This is a genomic window from Brenneria uluponensis, assembly GCF_032395385.1.
Taxonomy (GTDB): Bacteria; Pseudomonadota; Gammaproteobacteria; order Enterobacterales; family Enterobacteriaceae; genus Prodigiosinella; species Prodigiosinella aquatilis.
Map to the genome: position 1 here is coordinate 3,336,949 of NZ_CP135917.1, position 13,042 is coordinate 3,349,990.

10 protein-coding genes are annotated in these 13,042 nt (G+C 51.4%); 1 reads left to right on the forward strand and 9 read right to left on the reverse strand.

The genetic code is table 11. From position 1 onward, the window contains the following. Positions 1-2,433 carry a formate C-acetyltransferase/glycerol dehydratase family glycyl radical enzyme gene (locus tag RS889_RS15605; RefSeq protein WP_315711075.1) on the forward strand — a complete coding sequence of 811 codons (2,433 nt, stop codon included), beginning with the start codon at positions 1-3 and terminating at the stop codon, positions 2,431-2,433. A gap of 88 nt (positions 2,434-2,521) precedes the next feature. Here the strand turns inward: RS889_RS15605 and RS889_RS15610 are convergent, their stop codons facing one another. The 9 genes from RS889_RS15610 to RS889_RS15650 form a co-directional block, all read right to left on the reverse strand. After that, positions 2,522-3,286, reverse strand: coding sequence for a DeoR/GlpR family DNA-binding transcription regulator (locus tag RS889_RS15610; protein ID WP_315707933.1), 765 nt, complete (start codon positions 3,284-3,286; stop codon positions 2,522-2,524). 144 nt (positions 3,287-3,430) lie between these two features. Further along, positions 3,431-4,399 (reverse strand): chemotaxis protein, encoded by a 969-nt coding sequence (locus tag RS889_RS15615; protein WP_315707934.1) that lies wholly within the window; start codon positions 4,397-4,399, stop codon positions 3,431-3,433. Between the two features lie 414 nt (positions 4,400-4,813). Then, positions 4,814-6,631 (reverse strand): ABC transporter ATP-binding protein, encoded by a 1,818-nt coding sequence (locus RS889_RS15620; RefSeq protein WP_315707935.1) that lies wholly within the window; start codon positions 6,629-6,631, stop codon positions 4,814-4,816. 3 nt (positions 6,632-6,634) lie between these two features. Then, positions 6,635-7,513 carry an ABC transporter permease gene (locus RS889_RS15625; RefSeq protein WP_425475156.1) on the reverse strand — a complete coding sequence of 293 codons (879 nt, stop codon included), beginning with the start codon at positions 7,511-7,513 and terminating at the stop codon, positions 6,635-6,637. A gap of 41 nt (positions 7,514-7,554) precedes the next feature. Next, complete coding sequence (locus tag RS889_RS15630; protein ID WP_315707937.1) at positions 7,555-8,526, reverse strand: ABC transporter permease; 972 nt, start codon at positions 8,524-8,526, stop codon at positions 7,555-7,557. Positions 8,527-8,544: 18 nt separating this feature from the next. Continuing rightward, positions 8,545-9,495 carry a nucleoside hydrolase gene (locus tag RS889_RS15635; RefSeq protein WP_315707938.1) on the reverse strand — a complete coding sequence of 317 codons (951 nt, stop codon included), beginning with the start codon at positions 9,493-9,495 and terminating at the stop codon, positions 8,545-8,547. After that, positions 9,492-10,445: a nucleoside hydrolase gene (locus tag RS889_RS15640; RefSeq protein WP_315707939.1), complete on the reverse strand. Its 954-nt coding sequence runs from the start codon at positions 10,443-10,445 to the stop codon at positions 9,492-9,494. The genes RS889_RS15635 and RS889_RS15640 overlap by 4 nt, the downstream gene beginning before the upstream one ends. Then, positions 10,442-11,326, reverse strand: a complete 885-nt coding sequence (locus tag RS889_RS15645) for a dihydrodipicolinate synthase family protein (RefSeq protein ID WP_315707940.1) — start codon at positions 11,324-11,326, stop codon at positions 10,442-10,444. The genes RS889_RS15640 and RS889_RS15645 overlap by 4 nt, the downstream gene beginning before the upstream one ends. 51 nt (positions 11,327-11,377) lie before the next feature. Further along, positions 11,378-12,940: an ABC transporter substrate-binding protein gene (locus tag RS889_RS15650; RefSeq protein WP_021015233.1), complete on the reverse strand. Its 1,563-nt coding sequence runs from the start codon at positions 12,938-12,940 to the stop codon at positions 11,378-11,380. Between the last annotated feature and the right edge of the window lie 102 nt (positions 12,941-13,042).

Below are 13,042 nucleotides of genomic sequence, written 5' to 3' on the forward strand. Positions count from 1 at the left end.
ATGACTACCCTGAAACTGGATATTCTCAGTGAGCGCATTAAGGCGCATAAAGATGCACTGGTTCATATTGTAAAACCATCGGTATGTACCGAGCGAGCACAGCACTACACCACTGTCTATCAATCCAACATGGATAAGCCACTTCCGGTTCGCCGGGCACTGGCGTTGGCCTACCACCTGACTCACCGTACTATCTGGATTCAACATGATGAATTAATTGTTGGCAACCAGGCGAGTGAAGTTCGCGCCGCCCCTATTTTTCCAGAATACACCGTCAGTTGGATTGAAAAAGAGATTGATGAACTGTCCGAACGCCCGGGAGCTGGCTTTTCAGTCAGCGATGAGAATAAACGCTTATTGCATCTGATTTGTCACTGGTGGCGCGGGCAAACCGTTCAGGATCGCTGCTACGGTATGTTCACCACCGAACAAAAAGCGTTGCTGGAGGCCGGCATAATCAAAGCGGAAGGCAACATGACGTCCGGTGACGCCCATCTTGCCGTCGATTATGCCTTACTGCTGGAAAAGGGTCTGGATGGGTTGCGTGACACGGTAAGCGAACGTCGTTCCCGTATCGATCTGACTGTGCTGGAAGATGTGCACGGAGCGCAATTTCTGAAAGCGATTGATATCACACTTCAGGCGGTAAGCCAGCATATTGAACGTTACGCTGATCTGGCGCGCGGTATGGCAAAGAAAGAGCCTCGTGCCAGCCGCCGGGAAGAGCTACTGATCATCGCGGGAAACTGCGACCAGGTTGCTCATAAACCACCGGAAACCTTCTGGCAGGCGTTGCAGCTTTGCTACTTTATCCAGCTTATTCTGCAAATCGAATCGAATGGCCACTCCGTGTCGTTTGGCCGCATGGACCAATATCTCTATCCGTGGTATCGCCGTGATGTAGAACTCAAGCAGACACTGGGTCGCGAACAGGCGATTGAAATGCTGCAAAGCTGCTGGCTCAAACTGCTGGAAGTCAGCAAAATTCGCTCGGGTTCCCACTCTAAAGCGTCGGCAGGGAATCCGCTGTATCAAAACGTGACGATTGGTGGACAAAACCTGATCAAAGGTAACGCGGTTGATGCGGTGAACCCGCTTTCTTATGCGATTTTGGAATCCTGCGGTCGTCTACGCTCGACCCAACCCAACCTCAGCGTTCGCTACCATGCCGGCATGAGTAATGACTTTCTGGACGCCTGTATACAGGTTATCCGCTGTGGCTTCGGAATGCCGGCCTTTAACAATGATGAGATTGTCATTCCCGAATTCATCAAGCTGGGTATCGAACCACAAGACGCTTACCAGTATGCGGCGATCGGTTGTATTGAAACAGCGGTTGGCGGCAAATGGGGATATCGTTGTACCGGGATGAGTTTCATCAACTTTGCACGTGTCATGTTAGCGGCGCTGGAGGGGGGACGCGACGCGACCAGCGGCCAGGTTTTCCTGCCGCAAGAGAAAGCCTTATCCAAAGGTAACTTTGCTCATTTCAGCGAAATCATGGATGCATGGGACGCTCAGATCCGTTACTACACCAGAAAATCTATCGAGATTGAGTATGTGGTAGATACCATGCTGGAAGAAAATGCGCATGATATCCTCTGTTCCGCACTGGTTGATGACTGTATTGAACGGGCCAAGAGCATTAAACAGGGTGGCGCAAAATATGATTGGGTATCTGGCTTGCAGGTCGGCATCGCCAACCTGGGTAATAGCCTGGCTTCAGTCAAGAAACTGGTATTCGATCAAGGTATTATCGGACAGCAAGCGTTGGCCGAAGCGCTGGCAACCAACTTTGAAGGCCTGAACAATGAACAATTGCGCCAACGTCTGCTCAATACAGCGCCCAAATACGGTAACGACGATGATGATGTTGATCTGCTGCTGGTTCGTGCTTATCAGACCTACATTGATGAAATAAAACATTACCATAACCCACGTTATGGGCGAGGCCCGATTGGCGGTAATTATTACGCGGGTACATCCTCCATTTCCGCGAACGTCCCTTTCGGCGCCGCCACCATGGCAACGCCTGACGGACGTAAAGCAGGAACCCCTCTGGCAGAAGGCGCCAGCCCCGCGTCCGGTACCGACCATCTGGGACCAACCGCCGTGATCAGTTCAGTAGGGAAATTACCCACCGGCTCAATTCTGGGGGGCGTATTACTCAATCAGAAACTAAACCCTGCCACACTGGATAACATAAACGACCGGCAGAAACTGATGGCACTACTGCGTACCTTCTTTGAAGACCATAAAGGCTGGCATATTCAGTACAATATTGTTTCTCGGGAGACGTTGCTCGACGCCAAGAAACATCCCCAGCTTCATCGGGATTTGGTGGTGCGCGTTGCCGGTTATTCCGCGTTCTTCACCGCACTTTCCCCCGATACCCAGGACGATATTATTGCTCGTACCGAACATACCCTGTAATCAATACGACTCAGGATTAAGCTACTTGCCGGTCGGGAGAAAATGAGAGGGTAGCCACTGGCGAGTGGCTACCTGACAGCAGGAGAACTCACATATTCTGCGGCAAAGGTTCTGGCACAATGTCCAGTTGAATATTCTGCTCTTTCAGATGCCGCTGGTAATCAGGCGAGAGTCCGCTGTCGGTGATGACTCTGGAAAAGTGATGTTCGAGGGACAGGGGATAAGGGTGAATAAGCCCAAACTTTGAGGAATCCGTCAGCGCGATATTCTCGACGCCCTTTGCCAGCACTGCGCTCACCACATCGCTGCGCATCATATTACGGCTGGTAAACCCGGTATCTTCGTGATAACCATCAATACCAATGAATGCCTTATGGAAATGCACCTGATGGATACAAGAACGGGTTAACGGACCGACCACGGATTCGCTGCTTTTCTGATACAACCCGCCAAGAATAATCACTGAACAATCGGTGTCTTTGAGAAGATGGGCGATGTAATAGCTGACCGTTACAATCGTCACACGTCGACTCTCGGCCAGACAGCGCGCCAGTAAGGCATTAGTACTGCCACCTTCAATAAATACCGACTCTCCATCGTTGATAATTGAAGCGGCATAGTCAGCAAGGGATTGTTTTAACCGATAACGTGTGCACATGCGGGCACTCACGTCATCACTGTCAATGGCGACGGCGGCACCATGAACACGTTTGAGGTAGCGCTCCCGTTCCAGGATAGTCAAATCCTGACGGACCGTCACTTCTGATACGCCAGTGATCTGCGCCAGCTCACTGACACTGACGTTACCGCGCTCGTTAACCAATTGAATGATGTGCTGCTGGCGTGAATTCATGCGCAATGGCTTTTTTGATTAAGTATCGGGACAGTGTATCAAAAAAGTCGCTTACGGTCAGAGAGGCGCGGGGGGAAAGAATAGAGATTGCATCAAGGTCCGTACATCGTTTACCAACAGTACGATGTACGGACGAATATGAAATTAACCAGGGTTCACTTCATCAAGCACGTTGTGGATCGCCGTTGCCAGCTCGTTCACTTCGAATTTTGCCACATACGCATTAGCGCCCACATTGCGAACATGCTCTTCATTGGCACTGCCAGACAACGAAGAGTGGATAATGACTGGAATTTTCTTTAGAAAATCATCACGTTTAATATTCCGTGTCAGAGTGAAACCATCCATCTCAGGCATTTCCAAATCGGTCAGCACAAACGCGATTTTATCCGAAATCGGCTTACCTTCGGCTTGCGCCTCTTGGGCCATCAACTTTATTTTATTCCAGGCTTCCAGTCCGGTGACATGCATGATGAAGGGAATCGACATGATGTTTAAACCCTGTTCAAGCATCACGCGAGCAACTTTAGAATCTTCAGCCACAATGGCGACCGCCCCTGGCTTTAGGTGAAACGTCTTCGCTTCCACGCTCTCGATCTGCATCTCGCGAGCAGTGGGTATGATGTCATGCAGAATCTGCTCAACATCCAGCACCAACGCCAGACGGTTACTCTCCTTATCCTGGTCAAGGCGAGCGATACTCGTGATATAACTGCTGTTGACACCCGGCTCGGCGGCAAGCACCTGGCTCCAGTCAAGACGAACAATATCGTCAACGGATTCCACAGCAAACGCCTGGGTACTACGCGCATATTCCGTCACCAGAATGATATTGAGCCCGGTACGTGGCACACACCCGACAACGGCAGGGAGATCAATAACCGGGATGACTTGCCCACGAATATCAACCATGCCAAGCAGCGGCGATTTCATACCAGCAGCTTTGGTCAACGATGGCATCGGAACAATTTCCCGGAGCTTAAACACATTGATACCGAACAACTCAGATTGTTCTTCAGGTGAAGCCGACCCCACCTGGAACAATAACAGTTCAAACTTATTAGATGAGGTGAGATTGGTTCTCTCCTCAATCTCTTTTTGAAAATTATCCATATTTGCCTCAATGTGAGTACTTAATTAATGTACGGTAACAACGTGATATGAGTGATACAGGCAACATCCAGCTCCCCCACTGTACGCAATACTTTCATTCAAATCACGTTGACATATTATCCACCGCAAAAAATAAAATATGTGTTCCACATCCTCTGCTACATATTCTTGTTACCAATAGCATAATCCAGCGGACTGATATCCATTCTTTTTTAAACAAAAAACTCTGACGCCACCGCATGGACATTGTCCATCAGTTACCATACCGGCACCAAAAGCGGGTCAGAAGCGCTCAACAATACATAGGGATAAAGATGATGGTATGTCTACGGGAAATGAATAGTCTGAAATAACGCGCCCTCTGAGATAATAGGGAATCACAGCGCGGCAATCGAAATGATTAACACAACCGGCTTACGACTCCTGTACCCAGTGCCCATCTTCATACTGATGATAACGTCGCTCGGGCGGACAATAATCCACCGGTCGCAGTGGGCTGGTCAGTTCTTCTTCGAATAGCGAACGTTTAACCCGTTTTTCAGGATCGGGAACCGGCACGGCGGCCAACAAACGGCGAGTATAGGGATGTTGAGGATTATCAAAAATTGCCTGCCGTGAACCGATCTCAACGATTTCCCCCTGATACATCACCGCGACCCGGTGGCTGATACGTTCGACAACCGCCATATCATGAGAAATAAACAGATAAGCCAACCCCAACTGTTGTTGAAGATCGAGCATTAAATTAATGATTTGCGCTTTCACTGTCATATCCAATGCGGAAACCGACTCATCGGCAATGATCACTTTCGGGTTCAACGCCAATGCACGGGCAATACAAATTCGCTGGCGCTGTCCTCCGGAAAACTGATGAGGGAAACGTTCACTCATATCAGCGCGCAGTCCGACTTTTTTCAATAAGTCGGCCACACTTCTCTTTGCCTGTTCGGGTTTGATGATGCCATGAGTGATCATCGGTTCGGCTATTGCCTCGCCAATACGCAGACGCGGATTCAGGCTTTCATAAGGATCCTGAAATATCATTTGCACCTGCATGCGCAATCGTGCCAATTCACTGCTATCTGCCGCCAGCATATCTTTTCCGTTAATAGACACCATGCCGCCACACGGCGATGTTAAACGCAGAATAGAACGCCCGGTAGTTGATTTACCACAACCAGACTCGCCTACCAGCGACAGCGTTTCTCCTGGAAACAGTTCAAAAGAGACATTTTCAACGGCGTGTACGCGCCCGGTAACGCGTTTCAGCCAACCCGATCTCACCTCAAATCGCGTCACCAAATCCTTTACCGCTAATATCGGCTCACCATGTTGCACCGTATCGGTGATTTGATCTTCAGTGATATTTTGCCAATCTGGTATCGCGGGTTGATCGGGATCAACCAGCGCAAAGCGCTGCGGTAAGCGCGTACCGGCCATGGCGCCCAGCCGTGGCACAGCGGAAAACAGTATCTTGCTGTACGTATGTTGCGGTTGCCGGAACAGCTGCCGGGTGTCAGCCATCTCCACCCCTTCGCCCCGATACATCACCATGGTTCTATCTGCCACTTCCGCCACCACACTCATGTCATGGGTGATGAACAGAATCGACATGCCGGAATCTTCCTGTAGGGTCTTAATCAGTGACAGAATCTGCGCCTGAATCGTCACATCCAGTGCCGTCGTCGGTTCATCGACAATCAGCAGTTTAGGCTGGCACGCCAACGCGATAGCGATCACGACTCGCTGGCGCATCCCGCCGGAAAAACTGAGCGGATACTCGTTAAGCCGCGACTTCGCCGCCGGAATTCGCACCTTCTCCAGCAGCCGAACCGCTTCCGCCTGCGCGCTGGCTCGGTCCATGCCACGATGGCGCCTCAACACTTCGGTAATCTGTGTACCAATCTTCAACACCGGATTAAGGCTGGTCATCGGCTCCTGAAAGACCATCCCAATATGGTTACCGCGAATTCGCTGCATGGCGGATGCAGACAGGGACAATAACGCCTGTCCGTCAAACTGGATGCTACCACTGACGCTGACCTGTGGACCGGCCAGCAGCCGCATGATCGACATGGCGGTCACGCTTTTACCAGAGCCGGATTCTCCCACCAGCGCCACAGTCTCACCTGACGCGATATCAAACGACAGATCGCGCACCACATTCATCCATTCGCCGTTGACGCGAAATGCTGTATTGAGTTGTTTAACGCTAAGCACCGGCTGGCTCACGCCTTACTCCTCATTTCTTGTATTTAATATGTCGCGCAGGGCATCACCAATCAGGTTGATGGAGACAATCAGCAACAGCAGCATGATTCCGGGGAACAAACTGATCCAATAATCGCCCGACATCAAATAGTCGAAACCGTTGGCAATCAGTAACCCCAATGACGGTTCGGTGATCGGCAGACCAATACCCAGAAACGAAAGTGTGGCTTCCAACATGATGGCATAGGCAATCCGCATGGTAGCCACCACGATCAGCGGTGGCAGGCAGTTAGGCAGCATATGATGAAACAGAATACGGCGATCAGACAACGCCATCCCGCGGGCGGCATCGACATAACTGCGTTTACTTTCAATCAGCGCGGAACCGCGAATAGTACGTGCGTAATACGCCCATTGGGTAATCACCAGCGCCAGGATAATTTTATCCACCCCTTGCCCAAAAACAGCCAGCAGAATCAGGGCAATCAGAATCGGCGGGAAACTCAACTGGATATCCACGATACGCATCATTAACGCATCGGTTTTTCCGCCATGCCAGGCGCTGAACATTCCAACCGTCATCCCAATCAGCAGGGCAACGACCGCGCTGCTCACGCCGACAATCAGACTGGTCCGCGTGCCGTAAAGAATGGCACTCAGCAGATCTCGTCCCTGATCGTCGGTACCCAACCAATAGATCAGCCCCGCTGGACTCTGTGAGCCGGGCGGCAGACGATTATCCATGATCTCCAACTGGGCAAGGTCGTAAGGATTCTGCGGTGAGATATAAGGCGCCAGCACGGCCAGAAGAACAATGACCGAGAGTAATACCACCCCCATTAACGATAGACGGTTACTGAGCAGCGCATGCAGCGTGCGGATAAAGGCCGACCGTGTCTCCACGACATGCTGAGTGGTAGAGTGGACTGAATGGTCTGACACGTTTAGCGCCCTCCCAGCCGGATACGCGGATCGACCACCGCATACAGCACATCGACCAGTAAATTAATCAGGCTGAACATGACCACGGTCATCATCAGGTAAGCCAGAATCACCGGTCGGTCGAGCACCGCGATGGAGTCGATAATCAGCTTACCCATGCCCGGCCACGCATAGATGGTTTCTGTCACCACTGCAAAAGCAATCAGCGACCCCAGTTCAAGACCAATCACCGTAATGAGCGGAATCAGCGTATTTTTCAACACGTGGACAAACAAGATGCGCGTCTCGGACAGCCCTTTGGCGCGGGCAAAACGCACATAGTCTTGCTGCAGACACTCCAGCACACCGGCGCGAGTCAGACGGATAATCAGCGAAATTTTGAACAACGCCAGATTGAGTGCTGGCAGGATCAGGTGCCGCCAGCCATCAATGGTCAACAGGCTTGTCGGTATGCCAAATACCTCTACCGTCGTCCCCCGGCCAGAAGACGGCAATATTCCCAGCTTAACGCTGAACAACATGACCATCATCATACCGATCCAGAAAGTAGGCAGGCTGAAACCAAGAATGGAAAACGTCATCACCGATTTGGCCGCCAGACTGTCCGGCCGCATCCCGGCAAATACCCCCAGAGGAATTCCCACCACCAGCGCCATCAGAAAAGCGACCAACGCCAGTTCCAGTGTCGCTGGCATGCGCTGCAAAATAAGATGCAGCGCTGGCTGATTAAAAATATAGGAGTTGCCCAGATTGCCATGCAGCGCATTGACCACAAACAGCGCGTACTGCTGCCATAACGATTTATCCAACCCGAAGGCGTGAATAACCGCATCGCGTTCCGTTGGCGTTGCATTGCTGCCCAGTAATAAATCGATGGGATTGCCGACCAGATAGATCCCGCCAAATACCAGCACCGACATCACAACCAACGTTATCAGCGTTTGTGCCAGACGGTTAAGTAAGAAAGCGGTCATGAGATAGCGGTCCTTGTGTTATCCCTGATGATAGCCGTAGTGGCTCAGTACCCTCGTCAATAGTGCCATAAATTTCGCCTCATCGATGGATTGCATCACCGTTGCATTAGGATCAGTCGGTAACTTGCCATAAAAATCCGCCCAGGTATAACCGGCGGTTTCCCCGGTAACGGCCACGCCGATGGTCGCCGACCTGCCGGCAAACAGCGTCGGTTGCAGTAACCAGGCGATCACGGTGGCATCATGAATCGGCCCACCCTCGCGCCCCAAACGACCAATATCACTACGGTCAAAAGCGGTCAGCAAGTTTGCAATCGCTTGTCCCGGCTGTCCGGCTGTTTGCTGCAAAGTCGTGATCTCTTTCTGAGTGATCAGCGCTTGAAACGTCATATCAAGCGGCATCACGACCAGCGGAATACCGCTGGAAAACACCCGCTGTGCGGCATGAGGATCCGCATAAACATTGAATTCAGCCCACGGAACACGGTGCCCCAGTGCGGTAAACGCACAACTCATGGTAACAATCTGACCAATGCCTTTCGCTACGTCCGGATGCTGAATCAACGCCAGCGCCAGATTGGTCATTGGCCCGATGGCACAAAATGTAATCGGATCATTATCCGCCGCCGCCTGACGTGCAGTGCGCACGATAAAATCAACGGCATGCTCTGACTGCACCGCATAAGATGCGTCAGGCACCAGATCGTCACTGAATGCACCGATCGCCGCATATTTGCCATACCGTTGCGGACCGATCAGCGGCCCGTGGCTACCGGCATAAATTGCTACGCCCTGACGGCCTGAAAGGCTCACAATTTTCGTCGCATTGGTCACCGCATCATGAAGCGGCACATTACCAGCCACCACCGTAATACCCAACACGTCCAACTGTGGAGACGCCAGTGCCAACCATAGTGCAATCGCGTCATCCACGCCTGGATCGGTATCAATAATAATGCGACGTGTCATAGGCCGGTCCCATACACAGAAAATAACTGACAAAACAACTGAAATACCTGTTCTGTATCCACACCGATAACAATGTCCACATTGGCAGTCTGACCCGATTTATTGTACAGATCGGCAATGGTTTGCCCCATGCATAGCTCACTCTGATGCTCGACAAACACCCGGGCCCGTTCAGTCCGAAATAGATCAGGGCGCAGCACCCAGGCAATCACCAGCGGATCGTGGAGCGGCCCGCCACGCGAACCATAGCGGCGGACATCATTACGATCCCAGAAAGCCATCAAGTTGCCCAACGGCGCACTGATTCGCCCGGCCTGCGAGACCAGTTGCGTCACCCGTTCCGGCGTTAATATCACCTGATGGGTAGCATCCAGCGGTAATACGGTGATCGGGAGTGTCTGCGAAAAAACAATATGTGCCGCATGTGGATCGGCAAACATATTGAATTCAGATGTCATAGTACGGTTGCCTGCTTCACGGTAGGCACCGCCCATCAACACTATACGCTCAATTCCCGACACAATATCGGGTGCGATACGGAGCGCAGAGGCAATGTTGGTTAACGGCCCTAACGCACAAAGCGTGATCCGTTCGCCCGAGATAACGGCAGCACGACAGCTATCAATCAAGAAACCGACCGCATGCTGTGTTTTTACCTGCCGTCGCGGGGTGGGAAACTGACAATCACCTAATCCGCTTTCACCATGAAACCGCCCGTGAATCGGTGCACGTAGTATGGGTTGCCAACAACCGGCGAACACCGGTATGTCTTCACGCTGGCCGAGTTCAACAATCTGTAATGCATTGCGCGCGGTGTGGATTACCGGCTGATTGCCATTGACCACGGTGATACCGAGAATGTCGAGCTGAGGGGCGACAAAAGCGCTGAGCAGCGCGATAGCATCATCAATACCGGGATCGCAATCAATAATGATAGGAATTTGACTCATAAAGCACCAACTGTATGCAGTACAGCGGCGATTTCTTGTCTGGCCTGATCGTTCAACGGCTGCTGTGGCGGTATCGGATTACCAACGGCAAAACCCTGTAGTTCCAGCGCAGCTTTGATACAGGCGGCAATAGTGTATTTGGCAAAAATTTCATTAACGCGCCACAGCGGACGCTGTAGATCCATCGCCTGCTGCCAGTCACCACGTTTCGCAGCGTCGTACAGCGCCAGGCTCTGTTTGGGTACGATACACGCCGGTCCCGCCATCCACCCTACCCCGCCAATTAACATGACGCAGGCTGGAATATGTGCCGACGCGGCAAAAACCCGCATCCGCCCCTGCGTTCGTTCTATGATCGATAATAACCGTCCAGTGTTGGTCGAGGCATCCTTAATGTAGTTGATATTGTCAACATGACTGAGGCGCTCGATCACCGGCAGACTTAAGTCGGCACGCTGAAATTGTGGATTGGTGTACAACACCACCGGTTTTTGCTGTGCCGCCTGTGCGATAGCGCGGAAATAGCCTTCAATCCCGGCATCAGTAACCGGGAAATAGGCTTCCAGAATCGCCAGGATGCCATCAACGCCAAGCTGGACATACGTTTGCGTTTGCTCCACCGCCTCCTGAACCGCGGTAGCGGCGACACCGGCAATAATCGGTACTCGCCCCCGCGCAGCATTCACTACGGTACTGACTACATCAAAACGCTGCCTGGTGTTCAGATAAGCAAACTCTCCCGTGCTGCCCAGCGGAACAAGACCGTGCACACCGCTGGCAATCAGGTGCTCCACCAGATCAATCAGCACGGCCTTGTCAACGCTGCCATTGGCATTCACCGGCGAAACCAGATAAGGATAAACGCCGCTAAATTCCTTCATTTTCTTACTCTTATTAGATAAAACCCTGGTGTTAACGCAAAAAATCACACACTACATATTTTCTTTTTTATGTACAAAATAGGGCAATGTATAGCCGTCTGTGCGGCCGGAATAGCTATATCCTTTCTTCATTGCCCAGGTATTGGACAGAAACAGTAAAGGGATAACCCCCTGCTCTTTCATGGCCAAATCGGTTGCCTGCTGTAGCAGTTTGTCGCGCTTAGTATCGTCGAGCGTAGCGCGCGCCTGATTTAGCAGTTTGTCAAATTCGGGATTGGAATAACGCCCACGGTTACCCTGCCCGGCATTCGGTCCAAAGGTTTCCAACAGCGGGCCGAGCACTCCGGAGGCTTCGCCGGTTTCAATCGCCGCGCCGCCCATCACCAGACTGAATTCCCGTTTGGACGCTTTAGCGAAATAGATACTGCCCGGCATGGTCACAACGCTGGTTTTAATCCCAACCTGAGTAAACATCTGCCCCAGCGCCTGAGCGATTTTGGCATCATTGGGGTAACGGTCATTGGAAGCATGGAACGTCAACGTAAATCCATGCGGATACCCAGCTTCCGCCAGTTTCTTCTTCGCCAACGTCGGGTTATAAACCGGAGCCGGAATATCTTTTGAATACCCTGGATAACCGGGTGGCACCAACTGAGATGAAACCAGTCCCTGACCATCCAGAATACGTTGCACAATCGCATTACGATTAATGGCTAACGACATCGCCTGACGAACCAGCAGCTTCTTCAGCGGGTTTTTGCCATCATCACCTTTGGCAAACGGTGATACATCGCGGTCCTGATCCGGATGCAGGTACATGATGCGGTTGCCCGGTATCGAAACAGTGGTCAGGTTCTGTTGCCTGATAATGTTGCTTCTGTCAGCGGTAGGAACCTGTTCAATCATGTCAACGTCGCCAGACAGCAGTGCCGCAACACGTGCGCTACTGTTTTTAAACACACGTAGAGTGACTTTCTTCCACTCGGCTTTGCCCCCCCAATATTGGTCGTTACGCTGCAAAACCACCTTGTCATCAGGGGTGTAGGAGACAAACTTGAACGGACCGGTCCCAATTACATCTTTACCACTGTTCAGGACGTCGGTCGGTACATCGACAAAACGCGCGGGCATAATCGCGATGCGGCTTAAATTGTTCAGTAATAGTGCCGTAGGTGTTTTGGTCTTTATTTCTACGGTCAGCGGATCGATAGCTTTGGCGTCAGCAATATCCGCCACATACGGCGTATAAGCGCTAGGGCTATTTTTAGCCGCCAACGACACCCGTTTGAAACTGGCAATGACATCTTTAGCTGTCAGTGTGCTGCCATCGTGAAATTTGACGTTAGGCCGCAGCGTAAACCGCCAGGTGGTATCATCAATTTTTTTCCATGACACTGCCAATGCTGGCGTAATTTGTTGTCTTTCATTCTGATTAACCAACCCGTCAAAAATATTACGGGCCATCGCACTATTGGCGCCCCCTACGTAAAACAGCGGGTCCATAGAGGTGGTGGACGAAGCCAGTCCGATAGTCAAATCCGCAGCTTGAACCATTGGCAGAGGCAGCAGCGGTGCCAGAGCCATCAGGCTGGCAAATAGCGTTGTTCCTTTCATTCTGCATCCTTGTTATTTTCGTCATAATCGCGTTGTGTGACTCATGACAAACTGTACCTGCTCACTTTTTCGAGTGTAAGAGCTGGTAAAAATAATTAAAAA